22 protein-coding genes and 1 pseudogene are annotated in these 25197 nt (G+C 48.7%); 17 read left to right on the top strand and 6 right to left on the bottom strand.

What is annotated here, in order from left to right; translation table 11 throughout:
• Window positions 1-384: 384 nt before the first annotated feature.
• Window positions 385-1365: a Glu/Leu/Phe/Val dehydrogenase family protein gene (locus J2T16_RS15200; RefSeq protein ID WP_499018806.1), complete on the bottom strand. Its 981-nt coding sequence runs from the start codon at window positions 1363-1365 to the stop codon at window positions 385-387.
• Window positions 1366-1578: 213 nt separating this feature from the next.
• Window positions 1579-1842, bottom strand: a pseudogene (locus J2T16_RS15195) (Glu/Leu/Phe/Val dehydrogenase dimerization domain-containing protein); the annotation flags it as partial.
• A 446-nt stretch (window positions 1843-2288) separates the two neighbouring features.
• Between J2T16_RS15195 and J2T16_RS15190 the strand changes: the two are divergent.
• Together J2T16_RS15190 and J2T16_RS15185 are read left to right on the top strand one after the other, a co-directional pair.
• Window positions 2289-2804 carry a DUF2179 domain-containing protein gene (locus tag J2T16_RS15190; protein WP_090921575.1) on the top strand — a complete coding sequence of 172 codons (516 nt, stop codon included), beginning with the start codon at window positions 2289-2291 and terminating at the stop codon, window positions 2802-2804.
• A 314-nt stretch (window positions 2805-3118) separates the two neighbouring features.
• Complete coding sequence (locus tag J2T16_RS15185) at window positions 3119-4546, top strand: pectate lyase family protein (protein ID WP_499018636.1); 1428 nt, start codon at window positions 3119-3121, stop codon at window positions 4544-4546.
• 181 nt (window positions 4547-4727) lie between these two features.
• Here the strand turns inward: J2T16_RS15185 and J2T16_RS15180 are convergent, their stop codons facing one another.
• From J2T16_RS15180 to J2T16_RS15170, 3 genes are all read right to left on the bottom strand, one after another.
• A complete protein-coding gene (locus tag J2T16_RS15180) occupies window positions 4728-5750 on the bottom strand; it encodes a LacI family DNA-binding transcriptional regulator (protein WP_499018634.1) in 1023 nt (340 codons plus the stop codon).
• 209 nt (window positions 5751-5959) lie between these two features.
• On the bottom strand, window positions 5960-7138 hold the full coding sequence (locus J2T16_RS15175) for a glycoside hydrolase family 130 protein (RefSeq protein ID WP_154984349.1): 1179 nt from the start codon (window positions 7136-7138) through the stop codon (window positions 5960-5962).
• A gap of 2 nt (window positions 7139-7140) precedes the next feature.
• A complete protein-coding gene (locus J2T16_RS15170) occupies window positions 7141-8325 on the bottom strand; it encodes an AGE family epimerase/isomerase (RefSeq protein ID WP_418792716.1) in 1185 nt (394 codons plus the stop codon).
• A 226-nt stretch (window positions 8326-8551) separates the two neighbouring features.
• Between J2T16_RS15170 and J2T16_RS15165 the strand changes: the two genes are divergently transcribed.
• The 9 genes from J2T16_RS15165 (at window position 8552) to nikE (ending at window position 18401) form a co-directional block, all read left to right on the top strand.
• Window positions 8552-9865, top strand: a complete 1314-nt coding sequence (locus J2T16_RS15165) for an ABC transporter substrate-binding protein (RefSeq protein ID WP_154984350.1) — start codon at window positions 8552-8554, stop codon at window positions 9863-9865.
• 240 nt (window positions 9866-10105) lie between these two features.
• Window positions 10106-10993, top strand: coding sequence for a carbohydrate ABC transporter permease (locus J2T16_RS15160; protein ID WP_336121652.1), 888 nt, complete (start codon window positions 10106-10108; stop codon window positions 10991-10993).
• Entirely contained in the window at window positions 10990-11829 is an 840-nt protein-coding gene (locus J2T16_RS15155; RefSeq protein WP_090921587.1) for a carbohydrate ABC transporter permease, read from the top strand. Before J2T16_RS15160 ends, J2T16_RS15155 begins: the two co-directional genes overlap by 4 nt.
• Before the next feature lie 50 nt (window positions 11830-11879).
• A complete protein-coding gene (locus J2T16_RS15150; protein ID WP_090921591.1) occupies window positions 11880-12917 on the top strand; it encodes a glycoside hydrolase family 130 protein in 1038 nt (345 codons plus the stop codon).
• Between the two features lie 277 nt (window positions 12918-13194).
• Window positions 13195-14835, top strand: coding sequence for a nickel ABC transporter substrate-binding protein (nikA, locus tag J2T16_RS15145; RefSeq protein ID WP_339833664.1), 1641 nt, complete (start codon window positions 13195-13197; stop codon window positions 14833-14835).
• A gap of 85 nt (window positions 14836-14920) precedes the next feature.
• On the top strand, window positions 14921-15865 hold the full coding sequence (nikB, locus tag J2T16_RS15140) for a nickel ABC transporter permease subunit NikB (protein WP_090921753.1): 945 nt from the start codon (window positions 14921-14923) through the stop codon (window positions 15863-15865).
• Entirely contained in the window at window positions 15865-16692 is an 828-nt protein-coding gene (nikC, locus tag J2T16_RS15135) for a nickel ABC transporter permease subunit NikC (RefSeq protein ID WP_499018630.1), read from the top strand. Before nikB ends, nikC begins: the two co-directional genes overlap by 1 nt.
• 24 nt (window positions 16693-16716) lie before the next feature.
• Entirely contained in the window at window positions 16717-17523 is an 807-nt protein-coding gene (gene nikD, locus J2T16_RS15130; protein ID WP_499018629.1) for a nickel import ATP-binding protein NikD, read from the top strand.
• Between the two features lie 77 nt (window positions 17524-17600).
• Window positions 17601-18401 (top strand): nickel import ATP-binding protein NikE, encoded by an 801-nt coding sequence (gene nikE, locus J2T16_RS15125; RefSeq protein WP_499018628.1) that lies wholly within the window; start codon window positions 17601-17603, stop codon window positions 18399-18401.
• 120 nt (window positions 18402-18521) lie between these two features.
• On the opposite strand, the gene J2T16_RS15120 is transcribed toward nikE, so the two are convergent.
• Window positions 18522-18965 (bottom strand): hypothetical protein, encoded by a 444-nt coding sequence (locus J2T16_RS15120; RefSeq protein ID WP_186809698.1) that lies wholly within the window; start codon window positions 18963-18965, stop codon window positions 18522-18524.
• Window positions 18966-19190: 225 nt separating this feature from the next.
• Here J2T16_RS15120 and J2T16_RS15115 point away from each other — a divergent pair, with 225 nt between their 5' ends.
• The 6 genes from J2T16_RS15115 (at window position 19191) to abc-f (ending at window position 24707) form a co-directional block, all read left to right on the top strand.
• Window positions 19191-20204 carry a phosphotransferase gene (locus J2T16_RS15115; protein ID WP_499018627.1) on the top strand — a complete coding sequence of 338 codons (1014 nt, stop codon included), beginning with the start codon at window positions 19191-19193 and terminating at the stop codon, window positions 20202-20204.
• A 46-nt stretch (window positions 20205-20250) separates the two neighbouring features.
• Window positions 20251-21249, top strand: a complete 999-nt coding sequence (locus tag J2T16_RS15110; protein WP_090921607.1) for a glycosyltransferase — start codon at window positions 20251-20253, stop codon at window positions 21247-21249.
• A gap of 38 nt (window positions 21250-21287) precedes the next feature.
• Window positions 21288-21575: a YesK family protein gene (locus J2T16_RS15105; protein ID WP_499018626.1), complete on the top strand. Its 288-nt coding sequence runs from the start codon at window positions 21288-21290 to the stop codon at window positions 21573-21575.
• 14 nt (window positions 21576-21589) lie between these two features.
• Window positions 21590-22042, top strand: coding sequence for a hypothetical protein (locus J2T16_RS15100; RefSeq protein WP_339833642.1), 453 nt, complete (start codon window positions 21590-21592; stop codon window positions 22040-22042).
• 224 nt (window positions 22043-22266) lie between these two features.
• The gene (locus J2T16_RS15095) at window positions 22267-22428 is read left to right on the top strand and encodes a hypothetical protein (RefSeq protein ID WP_186809699.1); all 162 of its coding nucleotides are present in this window, start codon (window positions 22267-22269) and stop codon (window positions 22426-22428) included.
• 98 nt (window positions 22429-22526) lie between these two features.
• Complete coding sequence (gene abc-f / locus J2T16_RS15090) at window positions 22527-24707, top strand: ribosomal protection-like ABC-F family protein (protein ID WP_499018625.1); 2181 nt, start codon at window positions 22527-22529, stop codon at window positions 24705-24707.
• Window positions 24708-25197: the final 490 nt, after the last annotated feature.

Here is a 25197-nt window from a genome sequence, read left to right as displayed (position 1 = left end):
GAGCTTATTTGGGTGAAAAGTGGCCCTCATGAATTCTAATGATCACCAGGAAGCTTATTTCTGCAAAAGAGGGTGTTTTAGGCCGAAAGTGAGCTGACTTTTGCAAAATAGCGTGTCTGGTGATCGTTAGCCTGGTACAGCATGCAAAATGGGCCAAATAACGTCTCCTGTGATCGTTAGTGTGTGGTGACAACAGTGGTGCAGAAGTTAGTGTAAATGCAGATACAGATACAGATGCAAGTGCAGGTGTAGATGTAAGTGAAAGTGTAAGCAGGTGGGGAACTGTTTAGAATAAAGAGCTCTGCGAGGCTACGAATAAAAATGCTTAAACAGTACTTTCCTCATACATGAAAGACAGAGATATTGAAGTGTGACTTAATAGGCCTAGTCGTTCTGGCCTGATTCGAGAATGGCCTCGGCCAGACGATCGGCTGCATCTGCTGTGGAGATTACAGATCGCGCAGCCTCGGCGAATACCTTGCTGAGCGTGCCTGCTATCCCCGCCACTTTCTGGCGGATCAGGTCAGGCCCAGCTCCCTGCAGTTCGCAGGCGGTGCTGATAATGCCGCCTGCGCTCAGCACGTAGTCAGGCGCGTACAGAATGCCGCGCGCCTGCATGCGGCCAGCAACCAGCTGTCGTTCACTCAGCTGGTTGTTGGCCGCCCCGGCGACAATGGAGCAGCGAAGCTCCTCCACGGTCGCCGGGGTGATCACGCCCCCTAGGGCACAGGGGGCGAACACCTTGCAGTCAGCGGCGTGAATACGGGCCGGATCGGCCGGGATGGCGCCGCTGAACTGCACAAGGGCGCGTTGTACACGTTCCGGTACAACGTCTGCCACGATCAGCCGTGCCCCGGCTGCATGCAGGTAACGGCACAGGGCATACCCGACCTTGCCCAGTCCCTGGACGGCCACGGGAATGCCCTGCAGATCGGCTACGCCCTGGTGGCGCAGAGAGGTGACAATGCCGATATACACGCCGTAGGCGGTCATGTCGGCAGTGAAGTCATCCTGTGCGCCAAGGGAACCTGTGGTATCCGTCACATATGCCGTCTCCACCCGGATCTGGTCCATGTCTGCCGCCGTTGTGCCCAGATCCAAACCTGTCACGAAGCGACCTTGTAATCGCTCCAGAAACCGCCCGAGAGCCCGAAACTGCGATGCACGAATTTCTTTATTCTTTGCTGGATCTGCCAGACCTTCGCCAAACGTACCATTCACTGACGAGTCTGCTTGCGTCCTGCTAAAAGAGCCATCTTTCGTTGTGTCCATCCACACTTTGTCTTGTGCTTGTGCTCGTGTTTGTGTTTCGTCTTCCGAATTCTCCGCTATGATCCCGTTGTTCGCTTCGCCTGCTTCGTCCATTCCTGAGTTTGCCAGCATCTTGCCCAGCACATTATCTTTCGCTGAGTGCTCTAGCCCTTTACCAAATGTGTCTCCCTTAACTGATTCGATCAGCGTCCCAACAAGCATATCGCTTTTATTCGAGTCTATCAGCAAGCTATCGAAAATATCGCTCTGCAATGAGTCCACCACGCCCCCACCGACCCGTTCCCCTGTCGTCATCTGCTCCGAAGCACCGGTTACATCCCAGACAACAGCCTTACCTCCGCCATAGGGCAAACCTGCCATGGCATTTTTGTAGGTCATGCCTTTGGCCAGCTTTATCGCATCCCGGATTGCTTCTTCTTTGGATGTATAGGCCCAGTAGCGGCATCCACCCAGAGCTGGACCAAGAGTTGTGTTATGAATGGCAATGAATGCTTGAAGTCCGCTGGAGGAATCGTGGCAAAAAACAAGCTTTTCCATACCTTCCTGCTCCATCTCCCGCCATATTTCCATGGAACACTCCTCCTTTGAAATTCATTCGTCCTGTACTCACCAAAGGCAACAGATTTCCTTATAAAACCTGCATCCCGTCTGTATTTTGGCTCGAATATTTCTCTTGCATGGCTCGAAAGATAAGGGATCACCCTAAATCCAGTGTGATTTATATATCATATTCGCGCTACAGTTATTACGCCCCTGGGACTATCGCCGGGTTGAACATCGACACAAACGGTTCTATAATGGCAGTTCCGGGATCGTCAGACTGGACAGATGCCTGAAAATTTACATCAAACCGTTTAGGAAGAGGGCATAACGTCCAATGATGGAGATAGAGGAATATGATGGGCTACATGAGCCTGGGTTGTTAAACGCATCTCCAATAAGGTGGGAATGTTCGCCATGCAGCACGTAACCAAGGCCCTGATTCATCGAAAAGGTCTAGGAAAGAGGGATCGTCATTGCTTAAAATTTTGTTATTTATCTTTTTGATTCAGATTGTATATGTATCGGCCTACACCCTTCGCATGATCTTAACGCTCAAAGGACAGAAATACATCGCTGCCCTAATCAGTATGGGTGAGATTGTAATCTATGTACTGGGCTTGAATCTGGTACTTAGCTATTTGACCCAGCCGTCCGCTCTAATTGTATATGCAGTGGGATACGGACTTGGAGTACTGCTCGGAGCATGGATTGAGGAAAAGATTGCACTTGGTTACGTTACCGTGAAAGTGATTTGCAACCAGATGGACGGAGGGCTTGCAAATGCTTTGCGCGATAAAGGGTATGGTGTAACCTCATGGGTTGGTAGCGGACGAGACGGAGATCGGCTGGTTATGGAAATTTTGGCGAAACGCAAAAACCAGAAACTGCTCTACCAGACCATTCTGGCTCTCGATCCCAAAGCTTTTGTCATCACCGTTGAGCCCAAACAGTTCCATGGCGGCTTCTGGACACGTTCAATCAAAAAGTAAAATCGGGCAGGTCTGCATTAGATGCGGTCCTGTCTTTTTTATTTCATTTATCTGCACACGTGTTATTCTCTTCACGGATTTCCCATTCCTACATCAAACCCCGTTATACAAGTTAACTTGATACGATGCCAGGTTGTTTAGGGTACCATTTGCCTCCTGTCAGCCGTTCTCACAGGGATGTGAAATCAGGATTATTGTTGTAATCGCTTCCAACATTTACATTGTGAATATGTCACTTGCGACATGATATGCCGCAGAGGGACAGGCAGGACAACTCATCACTCATCATCATACTATCGGGAGGAATCAATTCGATGAAAAAAACAGTACGAAGTTTATGTAGCACGGCTCTGGCCCTTACGCTAGGGTTCACCTTATTATCCGGACCTGCGAGTGTGCAGGCAGCGGGCAACGCGGATTACAATCTGACCGGTTTCTCCCAAGGGAACACAGGCGGCGGAATCATCAGTGAGTCGAGCACGTCTACGTATAAAAAAGTGTATAATGCCACCGACCTGGCGCTGGCTCTGAAAAAGAACTCCGGTGTCAAAGTCGTTGAAATTATGAACGACCTCGATCTAGGATGGAACGAGATTCCTAGCGCCGCACAGACTGCACCTTTTGCCAAGCATAACGATGCATTGACACATCCGGTATTGAAGCAGACGGGTGTCAGCAAAATTACGGTGGACGGCTTCAATGGACTCACCATTTTCTCGGCTAATGGCTCTAAGATCAAACACGCTGCCATCACGGTGAAACGAAGCTCCAACGTCATCATCCGCAACCTGGAGTTCGATGAGCTCTGGGAATGGGATGAATCGACCAAAGGGGATTATGACAAAAACGATTGGGATTACATTACTCTGGAGGACAGTAGCGGCGTGTGGATCGATCACTGCACGTTTAACAAAGCCTATGACGGCCTCGTCGATTCGAAAAAAGGAACCAGCGGTGTAACCATCTCCTGGTCCACCTTCAAAGGGGATGACGGTAGTGCGAACAGCTGGGTTACCCGTCAGATTAACGAATTGGAAGCCAATAAATCTTCCTATCCAATGTATAACCATCTGCGTAGCAGTGCGGTCGGTTTAAGCAAAGAAGATATCATTGCCATCGCTGGGCCGCAGAAAAAAGGGCATCTCGTCGGTGCGACCAGTCTAGAGTCGGCTAACGCTAACCTGTCGATTACTCTGCATCATAACCTGTATAAAGACATTCAGGATCGCATGCCTCGTCTGCGTGGCGGTAATGCCCACGCCTATAACATCATCATGGATGCTACAGATGCTCGTTCAGCTCAAGCGCGCATTACTAACGCTATGGCCACAGCCATTGCATCTAAAGGCTACAAATTCGGTATTACCAGCAATGGGGCAATCTCAACCGAAAGTGGCGCAGTGTTAGTTGAAAAATCAGTAATCAAGGATGTGCAGTATCCTGTACGCAACAATCAGACAGACCCGACCAACGCCACATACACCGGAAAAATCAGTGTGCTCGATACGATTTACTCTCTGGATGGAAGTTCCTTCCGTGGTAATAGTGACACAGCAGGTAGTCCACTTGCACCTGTTCCGGCTGTCATCAAACCGTTCTCGTGGAATGGTTTTGGTTCCCTTCCATACAGCTACCAGACAGATGATCCATCTACACTGAATGCACGTCTCACCGCTTCCAACGGTGCAGGAGCAGGAAAGTTAACTTGGTCTAAAGACAACTGGCTGAAGACGAGCTACTGAGTGAAGTGCTCCGTACAATCTAACGATTAAAAATAAGTAAAAAAAACAAGCGCCCCGCAGTTGTTGCGGGGGCGCTTGTTTTTAATGTTACTTGTCCATGTTACTTGCCTCAGCTCCAAATGCCTACAATTTACTGTTCATGGCTTAAAGGCTTTATGTTCAGTGGTCTTCTGCTTCATTATTATTGTGTCGTTGTTGTCACTTGATGCTGAGTCTCTGGTGCAACACTTACTGATTCACGATAGATGATATTGCCCTTTACATGGACGCGACCGAAGCTACGGTTCGGGTTGTCGATCTTTTTGAGCATGGATTGAACAGCCGTCCGTGCCATCTGTTCGATATCTACTTCAACTGTGGTGAGTTTAGGTTCAGACAGCATGGCGTAGATATCATTGTCGAACCCAACGACAGAGCATTGGGCCGGCACTTGAAAACCCAGCGAAGTCAGCTTCTGCACGAGCAGATGAGCAACCTGATCACAGTTGCAGACAAATGCGGTGGGAAGCTGTTCTGGTAGATCGATCTCGATAAACGTACCTCGTTCATCCCGATCATTAAGCACCAAATCCGGATTCATGGGCATCCGGTGCTCAAGCAAAGATTTGTAATAACCAAGAAAACGATCCTGAATGCTGCTTGTCGAATACAGATTACCTACATAAGCAATACTGCGGTGTCCCTGCTGGATCAGATAGTTTGTCATTTCATACGCGGCATAGAAGTTGTCCGTCACAACAGAATCAATATCGGAATGTTCATCGTAGAAATCGAGGAACATCTTAGGTACGTCCATCGACTGCACCAATTCAATATATTCCTTGCTGATCTGACCCAGCACAATGAAGCCGTCGACCTTGCTGTCGCTGTACAGTTTGGGCAATGATAGCTCTTCTTCGTCCTCACTGTTCAAAATATGAAGAATACCGTAATACCCCTGTTCCTCCAGATGTTTGGTAATGCGTTGGAACACGCGTACATAGAACGATTGCGTAGGACCGGTAAACCGCTCCGGGATAATTACACCAACATTATGAGTTAAGCCTTCCTTCATGGAACGGGCTGTGGCGTTATACCGATAACCCATCTGGACGGCAAGTTGTTTAATCTTTTCCTTTAATTCGCCACTGACGCCTTCTTTGTCATTCAACGCTTTCGAGACGGTCACACTGCTGACCCCGAGCCTGTCGGCGATATCCCGCATGGTGATATTGTTCTTCAGCTTTGGTCGCCTCCTTCAAGCCGGTTTAGGTACAATGTGCTGTCATTATGATGAGCGCTTTCTTCCAACATAACAACAATCCATATTAGTATACATCGTTACCAACCTGGAATAAAGCCATTCCGGGCCTCACATCACTATTTTTCGCAAGTCCCGGCAGGTTGGACAAGGTTGATTGAGCGATGTTAGTTTCATTGATTTTGCAATAAACGTTCGTTCTGTTCAATCAGGTTTCCTCGCTGGCCGGCACAGTCCAGGGAACGATAAGGATCAGCAGGGGTATTAAACGTGTAATCCATCAATTGCTCCAGCGTGGTTGTGGCAACATGACAGCGCGTATCACTGGATGCATAATAGATAAAGACTTCACCCTTTTCATTAACCACGGCACCGTTGCAAAAAATAACATTCGATACATCGCCTACGCGCTCGTCATCATAAGGGGCAAGGAAGTGCCCGCCCGGCTTGGCGATGATGCGTGCCGGATCATGCAGATCGGTGGCGAAGGTGTACAGTACGTACCTAAGACCTGCTGCGGTGTTCCGTACGCCGTGGGCAATATGAATCCAGCCACGGTCTGTTTTGATCGGGGCAGGGCCTTGACCATTTTTCACCTCATACACCGTGTGGTATTTCCGTTCATCTATAATGATCTCTTCGTGAATAACCGGATTCAGGATATCCTCGCACAGACCGAAGGCAATACCGCCACCGCTGCCTGTGGAGATAAATCCATCCTGCGGACGTGTGTAGAAAGCATATTTACCATCGACAAACTCGGGATGCAGCACCACATTCCGTTGCTGCGGGGAGTTCGTCGTAATATTCGGAAGGCGTTCCCAACGGGTCAGGTCACGTGTGCGAACCAGACCCGCCTGTGCAACAGCGCTGGAGGTGTCGAAGGCAGGCGCATCCGGGTCTTTGCGTTCCGAGCAATAGATGCCGTAGATCCAGCCGTCCTCATGCTGAACCAGACGCATGTCATATTGATTGGTTTCCGCTGCATCGATATCGTCCCAGACAAGCGGTTTGCGGGTGAAGCGGAATCCGTCTACGCCGTTGTCGCTCTCTGCAAGGGCAAAGATCGATTTCCGATCCAGTCCTTCCGTGCGTACGACCATAATGTATTTTCCGTTGTGATAGATTGCTCCCGGGTTGAGTGTTGCGTTAATGCCCAGACGCTCCATGAAATACGGATTCGTTGTTTCGTTTAGATCAAATCTCCAGTGCAGTGGCACATGATGGCGTGTAATGACCGGATACCGATAACGCTGGTAAACGCCATTGTAGAAGGAAGAATCCACCTCATTTTGACGTGACAAAAGCTGCTCCTGCTGTTCTAGTAACGATTTGTATTTTGGGTGTATCATGCTTATCCCATCCTCTCCATGAGTTCAATGCAAAATCGGCTGTTATGATACGGACATTTCCACGGGCCGGCCATTTCATGATGATCAGGTGTGCCATTTTCGTCCACAGCCCAGTACCACTCACCGCCTGGCCGGGAATCCACGATGTGCGTTCGCGTATAATTCCACAACCGTTCGACCGTTTCCAGAAATTTAGAATCCCCGGTGCGCTGATAAGCGTTATAGAAACCAACCATCGCTTCCGCCTGAACCCACCAGATACGTGTGGTATCTACATGCTTGCCTTCCTGTTCGTTCATGAGCGAACCATCCGACTGTACAGCTACATTCATAATGTTGTATGCGATATCCGTAACCATGGCGGCATACTGCGGATGATCTTCAAGTCCCAGCACCTTGAGAGCATCGTCAATCAGCCAGCTTGCTTCGATGTCATGTCCGAACGAGCGCAGATCAATGATGGATTCCCACTTTTTGTTGAAAAAAACCCCGAGGAACCTGGTGTTCTTGTCATATACCCGTTCATACAGAATTCCGAGCAGTCGCTCAAGGGATGCTTTTACTTGTGGGTCCGGCCACACCCTGTATAGGGTGGTGTAGGCTTCCAGCACATGAATGTGCGTATTCATCGTGTAATCCGCAATGACCCCGTTTTCACTCAACATTTCATTCGGCTGTTCATTCCAACATCGGTCAAATTGCTCTTTGTAAGCAGATGATTCTGTGTTGAACCCTTTGCTCTCAATCAGCATAAAAAGCGTTTTCGCTAAGTCCAGCGCAGAAGCATCACGGGTTGCACGATAGTATTCGCTGAGCGCATATACGCCAAAGGACTGGGTATACACATGCTTGCTCGTATCCAGTGCTTCACCAGTGGCATCCACCATCCAGTACATCCCTCCGTGCTCTCTGTCTATCAGGTGTCCAGTGAGAAAACGATAGGCGTGTTCAGCGTGCTCCCGCCAGATGTCCTCACCGGTTACCCGGTAGGCTGCGGAAAAAGACCAAAGCTGCCGTGCTGTAGCGATTCCGCCTTTGGGTGCCTGATGATTGATCTGCAGATCGTTGCCAACCCAGCCGTAGAATCCACCATGATCTTCATCTTTTAACTTAGACCAGAACGGCATAATCTTCGTCTTCCAATGCTCCGCAATTTCTGTTTGAAGCTGATTCATCTTATGAGTCATCCAGAGCGCTCCTTCATCCGTGCAAAATCATGTTTGATTAAATTAAGTTATCGGTAACTTTATAAAGTAATATTAGTTCTATAAAATTACCTTGTCAACGAAATATAACTTTCATTTTTTTGGTGAAGTAATAAATAATTCAATTGACACGTAAGCGTTACCATAATAAAATCTAATCTGTAACCTTAACGATAACTTAACGGAATCAAGAAAGGGGTCGGAACAAATGAGGAAAAATAAAGGCTGGATGATGCTGCTGACGATGCTGCTCATCACTTCGCTGCTTGCTGCGTGTTCATCGGGAGGTGGGTCTTCGCAGGCGGGGGAAGAGATTAGCACAGACCCGGCGGATATCAAGGGCGAAATTACCGTTTTGACGCAACGTACAGATATTGTTGATACCGTATTCAAGGACTATGCGGCCGAATTCAACAAGGAGTATCCGGATGTGAAAGTGAATTTTCAGGCCTTGGCTGATTATGAAGGGCAAGTGAAAATTCGAATGAGCACCAAAGACTACGGCGACGTGCTTATGATTCCAACAAGTGTTCCGATCGCCGATATCCCGGACTTTTTCGAGCCGCTTGGCACGTACGATGAGTTGAAAGACAAATACACCGCTATTGAAGAACGTATGGTGGATGGTAAGGTATACGGAATTCCAACCGTTATTACGTTCTCCGGTATCATTTATAACAAACAAGTTTTCAAAGACGCAGGCATCACCGAGCTTCCGAAGACACCAGAGCAATTCCAGGCAGCACTTCAGAAGGTAAAAGACAACACCAAGGCAATTCCGCTCTATACGAACTATGCATCCGGCTGGGCGCTTACCCAATGGGAGGCAGACCTGCCAACGGTTGCAGGAAGTGTAGACTATGTTAACGTGGATCAACCGAATACGGATGAGAACTTTGTGCCAGGGAAGCCGCACTACGAGCTGTACAAAGTACTCTATGATGCAGCCAAGAATGGCCTGATCGAGAAAGATCCGACAACAACAGACTGGGAGAGTTCCAAGGCAGATCTGGCTAATGGCAAAATTGCAACGATGGCTCTCGGATCATGGGCGATTACACAGATTCAAGGCATGACAGATAAACCAGAAAATATTGGTTTCTTACCCTTCCCGACTAATGCTAGCGATGTAATCGTACCGCTGTCCGCGGATTACAACATCGGCATGAATGTGAACAGCGAGAACAAACCTGCGGCAAAAGCATGGATCGACTGGTTCCTGGCGAAATCCAACTATGCAGTTGAGCAAGGTGGAGGCATGAGTGCGGACAAGAGTGCAGAGCTACCACCGATTCTGGATCAGTATAAAGATGTAAAATTCTCTACTTTAACTCCAGCTAAAGAGGGGCAAGAGGGATTGATGGACAAAATCGATAACGAAGCCGAGATTGGCCTCTGGCAGCCTGACTTCAAGAAACGAATTATCGAAGCAGCTATCGGTAACCGAAGCGAATCGTATGATGACATCATGAAAGACCTGAATGATAAATGGGTAAAAGCCCGCGCAGAGGTTACGAAATAATAGGAAAAACGAGCGTTCATACAGCAGATGTGAGCAGATGAAGCAGATGTAATACGGGTGCCGGTAGTTGTCGGATTTTTGGGCCAGGTTCGCACGGGAGTTAAACCATCAAATGAATTGATTGTGGTGAAGACTTGTTAAACATGTGTATTCACTTGGCCCACCCTGCGGTTACATCCGCGGAGCGATACGGAGCGTGTATGAACCAAGGCGGCTGAACCGCTGGGAGGTGTGGGGAGCATGAAATACTGGAGAATTTCAAGCTGGAGTTACTCAGCACAACGCATATTTATTATCTGTGCCTTCTCGATTATTCCGCTGGCACTGTTATTTACGTTTGCTTATTTGCCTGTCATTAACATGTTCAAATACAGCTTTACCGATTGGAATGGATACAGCAAAAGGTTCGACTATGTTGGATTTGATAATTACACACGGATTTTTAGCGATCCGGAATACTTTAAAGTGTTTATCGTCAGTTTGTATTATTTTGTGGCAACCTTTGTACAGATGGGTCTGGCCCTCTATTTTGCCACGATCCTCAGCTTCAAAATCCGGGGCAAAAATTTCTTTAAAGGCATTCTCTTCTTCCCTTACTTGCTGAATGGCGTGGCTATCGGTTTTATCTTCCTCTTTTTCTTCAAACCGGACGGTACGCTTGATACGCTGATGCAGGCTGTCGGACTGGGACAGTACACCCAGCTCTGGCTGGGTAACCCGAATATCATTAACGTATCCCTCGCGGGTGCATCGGTCTGGAGATACATGGGCTTCAACTTCATCATCTTCCTGGGTGCGATTTCTTCGATTCCGAAGGATGTGTATGAGGCTTCCGATATTGACGGTGCGAACCGCTGGCAACAATTCCGCCATATCATTTTGCCGAGTATTACCCGCATTCTGCAACTTAATCTGATCTTGGCCATAAGCGGCGCCATCAGTGCGTTCGATATTCCATATATTATGACCGACGGTTCCAACGGAAGTATGACCTTTGTTATTCAGACCGTTCACTTGGCATTTAAATACGGCAAATTGGGACTCGCATCAGCGATGGCTGTCGTGCTGCTTCTGATCGTAATTCTTGTAACGCTTGTGCAGCGTGTCAGCATGAAAGGAGAGGAATGAACGTGAACCAATTCAAATATACCATCGCCAGCATAATCAAATACGTTTCTCTGATTCTGGCGGCGTTCATTGCACTTTTGCCTATCGTAGTGATCCTGTTTGCGTCCCTGAAGACCAATGCCGAGTATGCCAATAGCAGTCCACTAGCCCCGCCCGCCAACTGGCTGAACTTTGCGAATTATGCCAAGGCATTTGTGGATGGCAACATGCTTGTCGGTTTCAAAAATACAATCATTATTCTAATCATATCCATCGTGGGTGCAACGTTGACGGGTTCCATGATTGCCTATGTACTGGACCGCTTCAAGTTCAAAGGCAAAAAAATTATGGTTGCCGCTTTCCTGCTGGCTACCCTGATTCCGAGCGTAACGACACAAGTTGCCACCTTCCAGATTATTAACGCCCTCGACCTGTTCAACACACGGTGGGCAGCTATCGTCATGTACCTGGGAACCGATATTATCGCCGTGTACATTTTCCTGCAATTTCTCGGTTCGATCTCCAGCGCGCTGGATGAATCGGCTATGCTGGACGGTGCTTCATACTTCACGATCTATTGGAGAATTATATTGCCTTTGTTGAAACCGGCGATTGTTACGGTCATTATCGTCAAAGGTGTCAACATTTACAACGATTTCTACACGCCATTCCTGTACATGCCAAAAACCGATCTGCAGGTAATATCCACCGCCCTGTTCAAGTTCAAGGGCCCCTTCGGATCACAATGGGAGGTCATCAGCGCCGGGATTATGATTGCCATTATTCCAACGATGATTATTTTCCTGTTGCTTCAAAAATACATCTACAACGGTTTTGCGCAAGGTTCCGTGAAATGATTGCGTGAAACCATTCCTTGAAATCATTCAATTAGAAGGAGAAATGAGATATGACAGTCACTGAAACGAAAAAGGTACACATGGTTGGGGATGCTTTGCCAAACATGCCTTGGGAGGATAAGCCGGAAGGAACCGAAGGCCCGGTGTGGAGACACTCGGCTAATCCGGTGGTGCCACGTAATCCGGTGAAGGGAGTTGCCCGTATTTTTAACAGTGCAGTCGTTCCTTATGAGGGGAAATTCATCGGTGTATTCCGTGCCGAGACAGTCAATGGCCGTCCACACCTGCACATGGGTTCGAGTGAAGATGGGTTATCTTGGACGATAGAGGAGGAGCGCATCACTTTTGTAGACGAACAAGGCGAACCGTTTATGCCGAACTACGCATACGACCCGCGTCTGGTCAAAGTGGAAGATACCTATTACATCATCTGGTGTACCGATTTTTACGGTGCGGCCCTGGGTCTCGCCAAGACGGAGGACTTCAAAACGTTTGTCCGTCTTGAGAATCCGATGCTGCCATTCAATCGCAATGGTGTATTGTTTCCGCGTAAAATTAACGACAATTATGTGATGTTGTCCAGACCAAGCGATAGCGGACATACCCCGTTCGGAGACATTTTCCTGAGCGAAAGCCCGGATCTGGTGTACTGGGGCAAACATCGTCACGTCATGAGCAAAGGCGGTCAGGGCTGGTGGCAATCCGTGAAAATTGGCGGTGGCCCCGCTCCGATCGAGACGTCTGAAGGTTGGCTGATGTTCTACCACGGTGTAACCGGAACATGCAACGGTTTTGTGTACAGCATGGGTGCGGTGATTCTGGATCTGGATGAGCCGTCCAAAGTAAAATATCGTTCCTCCAACTTCGTGCTGACGCCGGAGAAATGGTATGAGGAGCAGGGCTTCGTTGATAACGTTGTCTTCCCATGCGCAACCCTGCATGATGCCGATACTGGACGAATTGCCATCTATTACGGCGCAGCCGATACCTATGTCGGTGTGGCCTACACAACGGTCCAAGAGATCGTGGACTATGTTAAAGAAACGGATGAAGTGATCGCTGGCGACCGCGAGGAAGGCAAACTATAATGGGGTTTTGCGCATCCAGAAATGACTTGATGAATTGAGTGTAGGTATGAAATGAATAGGAAATGTACAGAGAATATGCAGCAAATTTGCTGCTATTCACCAAAAAAGCCCCTCATCCTATAGGAAGGGCTTTTTTGGCTATTTAATGGGCATACATATTATGTCGATTTTTGTTGACAAAAGGGAGGCTACTTCATATTCTTAATGAATATGAGAATCATTATCACGGTAATGGTCAGGTAAAGAATGAGAGAAGAGAGAAAAGGGGTTTATATCTATGTCAGGACAACAAAACAAACGTTCTACTACCCTTATGATGGTGACAACACTGTTGTTGCTGTTATTTATCGTGGGTTGCAGTAATAAAGAGAGCAGTTCGGCGTCTTCTTCTGCTTCGGGAGATCAGGCGGCTTCAGCGAAGTCGATTACGATGTCTTGGCCACGGGATATCGGTACGATGAACCCACATACGTACAATCCGTCCCAATTGTTTGCCCAATCCATGATCTACGAACCACTGGTGAGTTACCAGAAGGATGGTAAATTGGAACCGGCCCTTGCTGAGTCATGGACCATCTCTGATGATGGCAAAGTATATACATTCAAGCTGCGCCAAGGGGTGAAATTCTCCGATGGCACACCTTTTAATGCTGAAATTGTGAAAAAGAATTTTGACTCCATCATGAAAAATAAAAAAACACATAGCTGGCTTGGCATCATCGGCGTGCTGGGCAAGACAGAGGTCGTGGATGACCATACGTTCCGTATGACTCTTACCGAGCCGTACTATCCTGTACTTCAGGATCTGTCTGTTGTTCGCCCGTTCCGTTTCCTGGGTGCGGCTGGATTCCCGGATGATGGGGATACATCCAAAGGCATCAAAGAGCCGGTAGGTACAGGCCCATGGATGCTGGCTGAATATAAGCAGGATGAGTATGCGGTCTTCAAACGTAACCCGAATTACTGGGGTACTGCACCGGCGTTCGATCAGATTACGGTCAAAATCATTCCTGATGCAGAGACCCGTGTGCTTGCTTTTGAAAAGGGCGATCTGGATCTGATTTACGGTGAAGGCGTGATTAGTCTGGATGCATTCCAGCAGCTGCGTGAGAACGATAAGTATGTAAGCGAACTGTCTGACCCTGTAGGTACTCGTGACCTGTTGCTTAACTCTTCGAATCCGAAGTTGTCTGATGTGAGAGTGCGGAAGGCACTTCAACAGGGCTTCAACAAAAAAGCGATGGTGGAAGGTGTCACATCGGGTCTGGAAGAACCGGCTGATACCGCATTGTCCAAAAACTATCCATATACCAATGTGGATCTGAAACCGATCGAATATAACGTAGAGCAATCCAAAGCATTGCTGGATGAGGCAGGCTGGAAGTTGCCGGCAGGCGGAACCGTGCGTGAGAAGGATGGACAGAAGCTGGAATTCGAATTGATTTTTGATAAGACCGACCCGATTCAGAAAGCGATGGGCGAAACGATTCAGGCCGAATGGAGCGAGCTGGGGGTTAAAGTAAACCTTACCGGACTTGAACTGACGGTACAAATTAAACGTCTGAAAGCCAATGATTTCGATCTGTACTTCTGGTACAATTACGGGGCACCATACGATCCACATTCCTTCATTAACGTCGTAGCAAGCCCGGGATTCGGAATCTCCGAGACACTAACTGCTTTGCCGATGAAAAAGGAACTGGACGAGCAGGTGCATGCCGCACTGTCTTCTACAGACGAGAAGAAACGTCAGGAGCTGTATACATCCATCCTGACGACATTGCAGGACCAATCGGCGATTGTACCGATCTCTTATGTGAAGAAAACAGCTGTATATCAGAAGAAAATTGCTAAATTTGTCTTCCCGGCCAATCGGGATGAAAATCCGTTTGTGGGAATGCAGTTAAGTAACCCATAATTATAATCGAAGAACATATTCATGAACACGTAACACATCAGGCAACAAGAGCTTGTGTGGCATGGTAAAAGGGGAGGAAAGTTTGGTGATCGGCTATATAGGTAAACGAATGATCGCGATCATTCCTATCGTTTTTATCGCTACACTTGTCACTTTTGGGCTAATCCATATTTCACCAGTTGATCCAGCCGAAGCGTATCTGACAGCTGCACATATTTATCCAACACCAGAGCTGCTGGCAGAGAAGCGACATGAATTCGGTCTGGATCGGCCTTTGCTTACTCAGTATGTTGATACGTTGAAGAGGATGGCCCAGCTGGATTTTGGTACCTCGTATCTCACGAATAAACCCGTGATCGATGAGGTCAAAGATAAGTTCCCAGCCACAGCAGAACTGGCCTTGTGGAGCATTCTGTTCTCTGCACTGGTGAGTATTCCTCTCGGAATTTTGGCGGCGGTATACAAAAATAGCTGGATTGATATGGTGAGCCGGGCGATCTCCTATTTTGGTGCTTCCATTCCGCAGTTCTGGCTCGGTTATCTGCTTATTTTCTTTTTTGCAGTAAAACTGGACTGGCTTCCCGTCGAAGGGCGCGGCTCTTGGGAGAACCTGGTGCTGCCTACGCTTACGCTCTCTATGGTGATGATTGCGTTATACACCCGTATGTTGCGTACCAGTGTACTCGAACAATTACAGGAAGCATATGTGCAATACGCCAGAACCCGCGGCATACGTGAACGTGTTATCATGCTGAAACATGTGCTCAAGATTGCCATTACCCCGTTTATTACAGGAATGGGCATGACCATGGGCAGGCTGTTAACAGGAACAATTATTGTAGAGCAGGTCTTCTCATGGCCGGGTTTCGGGCGTTACTTTGTCGAAGCCATCTTCAACCGAGATATTCCCGTGATCCAATGTTATGTCTTTATTTCGGCGTGTCTGTTCATCGTGTGTAATCTAATCGTTGATCTGGTGCAGCTGTATATGGACCCGCGGATTTCGGCGAAAGGACGGGCAGAGCATTGATGAACCGATGGCGAACGATGTTTCGAGGAAAAAAAATAATTTGGATTTGCGCTACGATCGTGCTGCTTTTCTTCATTCTGGCATTATTGGCTCCATGGATCGCACCGCATGATCCGGTCAAAGTTAACCTGTTGCAGAAGTTAAAGGACCCATCTGCCGAACACTGGCTCGGCACAGATCATCTGGGAAGGGACAATCTCTCCAGACTTCTCTATGGAGCGCGGGTTTCGATTGGATTTGCAACGATGATCTTCCTGTCGTCTTTGATTATCGGGCTGATCGTTGGGTCGATCTCCGGTTATCTTGGTGGCTGGATTGACAATGTGCTGATGCGTTTATGTGAGGGCATATTGGCATTCCCACAGCTGGTACTGGTGCTGGGCATCATCGGGATCTTCGGTCCAGGGCTGATGCAGATTTTGCTGGCGCTCATGATGGTACAGTGGGTGCATTATGCGCGTATATGCCGAAACATGGTGGTTAGCTTGAAGGAACGGAACTTTATCGCAGCCGCTCGAATTAGTGGTTCCTCCACCTGGACAATCATTCGTAAACATATCATTCCCAATGTGCAACGTCCCATCGTGGTCATGGGCACACTGGAGATGGGCTGGGCGATAATGGATATCTCGGCGCTGTCCTTCCTGGGGCTTGGCATTCAACCGCCTAATGCGGAGTGGGGAGCCATGATTCATGAAGGCACAGGGTATATTCGCAGTCATCCGGAGCTAATGATCTATCCGGGTGTAGCCATTCTGCTGGTTGTAATGACGTTTAACATTTTGGGAGAAGCATTATCTGATCGTTACGGCATTTCTAAAAAATAAACTGGACAAGGGGGGAATGTGGCGATGGACGATCCGGCGATTGTACTTGAAGTGCGCGATCTGGAGGTTAAGCTGAAGACAGCCAAGGGAGCCGTCCCGTTACTGGAACCTGTTCAGTTGAATTTGAAAAAGGGTCAGGTCTTCGGCCTTGTCGGTGAGAGTGGTTGCGGCAAAACGGTGACTTGTAATGCGCTACTGCGCTTGCTTCATCCCCGCAGAATGGAATCGTCAGGCAGTGTTCGTCTGAACGGACGGGAGCTTAGCAACTTATCTGAAGAAGAGATGCGGCGCATACGAGGGAGGGATATCGGATTTATTATGCAGAATCCGATGAATGCTTTTACCCCGGTGTATACGATCGGCTCTCAATTCATTGAAACATTGCGAACCCATAAGAAAATGTCCAAAGCAGAGGCGCGGGAACAGGCCATTGCCGCGCTGGCTGATATGAAACTTCCAGACCCGGCAAAGTTGATGAAACGATATCCGTTCCAACTCAGCGGAGGTATGTTGCAGCGAGTGATGATTGCCGTTTCCATGTGTCTGCGGCCAGCTCTGGTGATTGCTGATGAGCCTACAACAGCGCTGGATGTCGTGAATCAGTTGAATGTGCTACGTGAACTGGATCGGCTTCGCAAGGAACACGGTACATCTATTTTGCTCATCTCACATGATCTGGGTGTCATCTCACAGATGGCAGACGAAGTAGCAGTAATGCAGAAGGGGCGGATCATTGAACAGGCAGATGTATACCAATTGTTCGATCATCCACAGCATGAGTATACGCGGATGTTATTGAGTGCTCGGCCGAAACTGTCCATTGGTCGCTAAAGGTGAGAAGATGTGGAGTAGTGCGGAACTGTCTGGATACGTACTATTGAAACGAAGGAAGGGGGGCGGAGAACCGAATGTTACAAGTACATGAAGTAAGTCATCGCTATGGCAAGCGGAGCTGGCTCCAGCGTTCGGGCTTGCGCCCTTCTGTGCTCGAAGATGTTTCACTTACGATTGAAGAAGGCATGTGTTTAGGACTGCTTGGAACGAGTGGAGCAGGTAAAAGCACCTTGGGCAAAGTTATTCTTGGGCTGGAGAGACCCAGCCAAGGTCAGGTGTTATTTCAAGGCCAGGATATCTATCGAGCGGATAAAACGGTGCTCAAAGGGCTACGTCGTGACTTGCAAGTCGTTTTCCAAGACTGTTACTCCGCCGTGAATCCGATGATGACGGCCGCGCAGATTATTGGAGAGCCGCTGGACAATTACGAGCGCCTGTCTGCCAAGGAACAACAGCGCGTGATTGAACAGCTACTCGTGCAGGTCGGGCTTACACCGCAGGACGCGAGCAAGCTTCCACATCAATTCAGCGGAGGGCAACTACAACGGGTCAACATCGCGAGAGCCATTGCCCTTAAACCGAAGTTAATCGTGCTGGATGAATCGATCAGCAGTCTGGATATGGTGCATCAGACACAAATTCTGTCTTTACTGGCAGATCTGCGAGCAACGTATGGGCTGTCCTATCTGTTTATCACGCATGACATTCGCGCCGCATTGACGATCTGCGACAGCATCGCCGTGATGGATCAGGGAAGGCTGGTCTATACCGGGGATGCCACGGATTCCATCTTGGAGTCGGATCAGCCTGCTGTCCGGCAGTTGGTGTCGTCGATTTTGCCTGAGCATCCGTCAGGGAGAATTGTGTTTGAATAGGTGTGAGAAACCAAAACCAATTTGAGTTACCAAAAGAACCAAGTCGAATGATCGGCCTGGTTCTTTTTTGTATGCATTGGATTCGGCTGGCGCTCAGTATTTTATTCTCTGGAAACCGTTCTAACCCTTCACCGCAAACTGATAAGATGAGGCAATAACCTCAACATAACTGTCATATCCGGCGACAAGATAATGCTTCAGATCAAGCCGGTTTCGGGGATCAAATAGTGTTCTTTTCTCCTCTAGAATGGGTGAATCTACGACCTGATAAAAGCCGGGATCGGGATGATACCTGCTCGTCTCCCAGAAGGCGAGCACATCGTCTTGCTGGCTGATCCCTTCAACCTGACCTGCATGTAGCTCGAAGAAATTAACCGTGATGCAGCGCAGTTCAGCAACGGTGTCGAAAGTGAGTTCGATTTCTCGATAATGATCTAGAGGTACATCCCCACGCGTTTGCACATCTATACGTAAAGTTACACCGCCCGATTCAGTGTAGATGGCCTTCAGATCGGTTGTGGAGATGCGGAAATCTACTTTTTCAGGTATCAGTACAATGCTCATGGTCGTTCCTCCTATGTAAATGTTCAAGTACCCTCACAATCTGTCGTTCCATTATATCATTGTCTATAAAGGGATCGGAAAAGAATGAATGGCACAGGGAGAAAAATGCACTTGTGATACACCTCTGCTTAACAGTAAGAAACACCTCTTGCAGGCCGTTCATCTGCAACGTATGATGGATAGAAATCCTGTACGGAACGGCTAGACAGAAGGGAGGGTGAGTTTATGAAGAGCATGGAAAATATAGAGGATGCAGAGAATTTCGAGAACATGTTTCCAGAGCGCTGGGTGACATCCGAAGGAACAGTAGATGAAAAGCAGGTTACAGCACGGCAGATTCTCTATAAGGGGATGAACGGCAGGTGTGTGGAACGATTTACTGTTCAATCTGGCCAGACTTATATTTTCAAACCGCTGACGAATCCTGCACAGCATGGACGGGAACGCTGGATGTACGAGCATGTGATGGCACAATTGCCACCCGTATATCCGCAGCTCATTGCGGCTTCGGACCAGGCGGCGGCTCCGGAGCAGAGCTGGATGATCTACGAGGACATGGGACAGCTGGGGCATCACTTGTGCGAATCGACGATATTGAATGCTGCCGCACATATGGCGGCTTGGCATGCACTTCCCGTTGCAACGTGGCAAGACCTGCCGCGAGTCGGGCATAAGCCGCCCATTCGGGATATGCTGCATGAACTGCTGCAGTACCCGTCAGCAACGGATAAACTGCTACGCGAACTGCATCTGACGTTGTCTGCAGCGGACTGGGACAGACTCACCATGTTGATCTTCACGGCAGAGGACGAGCTACCGCTGGTGCTGTGCCATGGTGATCTGCACCCCGGCAACGTAGCCGAGGTGGAGGGTAGATTGGTCATTCTCGACTGGGAGCATGCTCACCTGAATACGCCATTGTGGGACGTATATCATCTGCTGGACTTGTCGCATCCGCTCTTTCCACGTACGATGACGCCGGCGCCGGGGCTTCGGGCGCGTGTGATGAAGGTGTATCTGGACAAGCTGAAGAGCCTTGGCGTGCAGGTTGAACCGGGTTCTTTTGCTAAGTGGTACGATGCTTATGCGATTGTATTCTCGCTCTGGATGTTACGTCTGATCGACGGCGATTTACGGAATCCGGACTGTGTGTGGCCGCAGGAACAGCTGCGCAATCAATGGCATGAGACGGCTACCACGCTGGAGCAATGCATGAATCATCTGAACGAGGTAAGATAAAAGATTAGACGGTTGAAGTGCAATATGGATATAAGGGGTGAAAAGTTTGCGTAAAGTCGGACTGGTTATGCGTAAAATTCAATTCACGGAGGCTCAGGGGCCGCGGGTGTTCGCGGATCGACTGAAGCAGATCGGGCTGGAGCTGGGCGTGGACGTTGTGTTCATCTCGCCGGAGCGCCATGTGAGCGGATACGACTGGCTACCGGGGTACGAGCATGAGAAGGGTGACCTGGTGAACTATGATATCGTGCTGGATCAGATTCATAGCCAAAATATTGAGCATGTGATCTATACGGTATCGGGATTTACATTTCTGAAAATGTTTTTGCCGAAAAGTGTTCTGTTTCCGCACAGTTTCCCTGACCCGGCATTAACCGGGTATGAGATGATGAAGCCATTCTATACGATGGTGGATAAAGCGATTGTGCAGACCGAGTTTTTGAAAAGAGAGCTGGGGCGCAATTTCGGCGTGCATGACGTGAACGTCATTCCGATTGGCTTCAACGAAGAGCTGGCGCACCGCCATTATGACCCGAGTCAGGTCGTGCATAATCGCGTGCTCTGGATCGGGCGGGATGAGGCGAACCGCCGTCCCGACCTTGTGCTGGAATATGCCCGGCAGAACCCGGACAAAGAAGTGTACATGGTATTTGGCGGTGTGCGCTACCAGGAGAGCATGAAGAAATACGATATCCCAAGTAATGTGAAGCTGAAGTTTGCACTTACTCAGGATGAGATATTTACGCTGATGAACTCAGCCAAGGTGTACTGGAGTTGTTCAGCGTTTGATACGTTTGCGATGCCACTGACGGAAGCGATGGCGATGGGGAAAATGGTCGTGAAACCCGAGCATGCCTGCTACGGACATATTAGATCCACACATGCCTTTGCCGGCAACGAGGATAATTGGTTTGAACTGGTGAACATGGCTGCGGCTGCGCCGCGAAGTGTATCAGAGGACAATCGCGAGTATGCATTTGGTGCCTTTTCAAGAACGATAATGAAGGAAGGGTATCGGAACTTTTTTGCAGACTGGCTCAAGTAGCGGTCGATATGAATATCCAATCATAAGGAGAGGATTTTGTGGATATCGTTATTTTGTGGACGCTTGGGATGTGGGTAGTACAGCTGTTGGTTGAATGGATTGTGTATCGGGTTCAGGGACGCCGGATGACGTGGATGCAGTCCATTTTGCCGTGTCTGACATTGCTTGGCGGAGCGGGTGTCATTATGATCAGCATCGATATAGGTGGTTGGAACGGTATCGGGTATGCGTTCCTTGGTGCGGCACTAGGTACATCAGGGTTGCTGACGCTGATTACGGTTGCGATTACGGCTTTGGTGCTTCGGCGCCGAGGAAAGGACATATGATGAATAGCTTAATCATGGAACATTGGTCCGCTGAACAGCGAGAGATGCCAGGTATAAATTGCATCGCTTTTCCAGAAGGAACGGTCATTATTTTAGATATCCGCACATATTTTGACCCTAACAGCAACGAGCGAACCATGTATTGTTCTCCCGTTTGTGATACGACGATAGACAGTATTGTGAAATACAATCCGGATTGCTGGACGATGGTAGATGTATGGACAAGTGTGGATTATCAAGGTGGGAAAATCATTGGTGGAGACGGGCAAATGGGGAATGAAGGCTTCATTGCTTGTACCGATGCAGAAGATCATTTGGTGTGGGCGATTTTTTTGGAGGACACCAATCCCATCAAAAAATTAAGTGTTAGCGGTAACTCGTTAATTGCGATCAATGAGCATGAGGAACTGCGCGTGGAGATAAATTTGCACAATGTAGTGGATATTCGAATGACTTATATAGGGTAATTTGTCTTCAGGGTAGAAGAGATGTAGGAAATCTGAAGAAGAGCCGTGGAAGATTGTAGGAATTCAGCAAGAGTACCCAGGGAATGAAAACGGCTGATGGAGAATGGCGAATGAAAACCTTGAGCACAGCATATGACAGGGATGCTAGGCGCATGAGGTGGTTGCAGAGGTGCAACCGTCTGTGATATATTGACATTACTTATGACAAAGGGAGGTGAAGACAGGTGAATCACGAGATGCTTAACAACCGTATTAGCCAGCTGCCGATTGCTATGGCTGGCATTGTTCACACTTTTTCGAACAACGGGAGAAGTCTGTCCAATTTTGAATATACGGAAGTTAACATGTACGAGAAGATGCCTGCCTTGACCTCATTCGGACGATAAGCATATTTGCTTGAATTCTGAAGAGCCGCGGAGCTAACCTCCTGCGGCTCTTTTTGTGTTGCGGTCGGGCTCTTCCACACCATAGGAGGAACCTTATTATGATGATTATTAGCGCGCAACAGTTGAAACAATATCACGGAGCACATCTGGTGCTGGACGGCATTACATTTGAAATTATGGAAGGCGACAAGGTGGCCCTGATCGGCCGCAACGGAAGCGGCAAAACCACCTTGATGCGTTTGATGGCTCGGTTAAGCCAGCCGGACGAAGGCCAGTTAATGCTGAAAAAAGATACACGTGTCGGTTACGTTGCCCAAGTACCCGAAGGAATGGATGACCACACGGTGCTGGATGTACTGGGCCTTGGTTTTCGGGAACTTATCGCTTGCCGCACCCAGATGACCGAATTGGAGCAGCAGATGTCCGATCCCGCCTGTGCGGCAGATCCAGAGCAACTGGAGCGTCTGTTGAAGCGGTACGCAGCACTGCAGGAGCGGTTCGAACGCGAAGGTGGATACGAAATGGATGCACGGATTGACCAAGTCGCAGACGGGCTGGATATTGCGAAGGCACATTACGGCTGGCGGTTCGATTCACTCTCAGGTGGCGAGCAGACCCGTGTGGTGCTGGCTTCGCAGCTGATCGTCAGTCCGGATCTGTTATTGCTGGATGAGCCGACGAACCATCTCGATTTGGAGCGGGTGGAGTGGCTGGAAGGATTTTTACGAGATTATTCGGGTACCGTCATTCTGATCTCACATGACCGCTATTTTCTGGATCGGGTCGTGACACGTACGCTGGAGCTGGAGGACGGAGAGGCCGAAATCGCTACGGGCGGATACACCGAATATATGAAGGTGAAGGAACAGCGGCTGCTGAAGCAGTTTGAGGAGTTCAAGGAGCAGCAGAAGGTTATGAAAAAAATGAAGGAAACGATCCGCCAGCTGGAAGAATGGGGCCGCGTTGGCGGTAACGAAAAGTTTTTCCGTCGTGCAGCCTCCATGCGTAAAGCGCTGGAGCGGATGGAGCAGGTAAAACGTCCTGTGCTGGAACGTCGTCATGCAGATTTTGATGTGCGTCCGACGGATCGGACTGGTAAACGTGTAGCGGTGCTGGAAGACGTGGAAAAACGATACGGTGACCGGGATATTTTACGTGGCGTATCTGCTCTACTGGAATATGGAGATAAAACGGCCTTGATCGGTCGCAATGGCTCCGGTAAAACAACACTGTTCAAGCTGCTGCTCGGTGAAGAACAGCCGGATGCAGGCAAGCTGGAATGGGGCGCACGCGTTGATGTGGGATATCTGGCCCAGCAGGAGGAGCCTGAGGATCCAAAGCTGAGTGTGCTGGAGCACTTCCGTCTGGAAGCAGGCGTAGAGGAAGGAGAAGCCCGTGGCATTCTGGCGAGATATCTATTCTATGGCGCAGATGTTTTCCGTTCGGTAGGGCAACTGTCCGGCGGGGAATGGACTCGCCTGAGGCTTGCGTTGCTGGTACATCGCAAACCCAATGTATTACTGCTGGATGAGCCGACCAACCATCTGGATATTGCCTCAAGAGAAGCGCTGGAGGATTCACTTGCTGATTTTGAAGGAACCGTGCTGGCTATCTCCCATGACCGATACTTTGTGAATCGTCTGGCTTCTGGTGTCTGGGAACTGGAGGACGGACAGCTGACGGCATATCTCGGAGATTATGAAGCGTACCGGGAGAAAAAGTTTGATTTGCAGGCTCGTGTAGCGAAAGAAGTTGCACAAGAGCTTGGAGCAGGTCGTGCTGGAAACGGATCGAAAACCGGAAGAAGAAAAGCGGAAAAGGAAATTGGTACTGGGATCGATGGGAAGTCATTGGAGACGGGAGCGAACAAAGGTGCCCGACTGAAAGCCGAAGGCGACGGACCTGATGTTGCGTCTGCAAGCGGAGAGATCATGTTGGAGCAAGCTCATACTGAGCTCGATGCTGGACGGGTGAACATGAATGTTGCAAGTGGGAATGGTGATTACAGTAGCAGTCAAAGCCGAAGCCGAAGTGGTAGCAGTAGTGGGAATTGTGACCACAGTAACAATCAAGGCCGAAGTGGTGGCAATCGTGGGAGTCACAGGTCTGCTCAGCAACTGGAGCAGGCGATGGCTCTTATAGAAACGCAGATTCGGGAACTTGATCAGCAGCTTGAATCGTTAGCCAATGATCCGATAGCGCTGGAGCAAACTTGGAACGAGCGTGAGCAGTTATCCGCAGCTTATGATGAGTTATTGGCTCAATGGGCTGAGATGTGATCGTAGAAGTGAAGATGACAGTAAAACGTGCAAGTAAAACATCTAAGACTCGTACCATGGGGTAAATACTAGGCTGATTGTTGAAGGTAAATAGCTATAACTGTAGGGAACTAACTGGAGTGCAAGGAAACTGAATAGAGCACAAAGAAACTGACTAGAGTACAAAGGACGTAAAGGGCTATCTCACGGTTGATGCATTTGGTGTGCATTGACTGACATGGGGCAGCCCTTTGCTGTGTGGTTGTGAATCAGAATATATTCTAACGATCTGAGGAGAGGCTATTTGGCTGATTTTTAGCGATTCAAAATTCTAACGATCACCAGGAACGTTATTTACTAAAAATGTGGAGCTTTTAGCCGATTTCACTGGTTTTTCTCCTAAATAACGTTTCTCCCGGTTCAACCCCTTAATATTGGACACTAGCTAGCTTTTTCTCAGATTGACGCATCATAACGCAATGGATTTGGGTTCTATGGTTCCTTCGTTGAC

Origin of the sequence: Paenibacillus intestini, assembly GCF_030803945.1 — a bacterium.
GTDB classification, from domain to species: domain Bacteria; phylum Bacillota; class Bacilli; order Paenibacillales; family Paenibacillaceae; genus Paenibacillus; species Paenibacillus polysaccharolyticus.
Note: the sequence above shows the minus strand (reverse complement) of the source record. Positions and strands in the feature narration are given on the sequence as shown.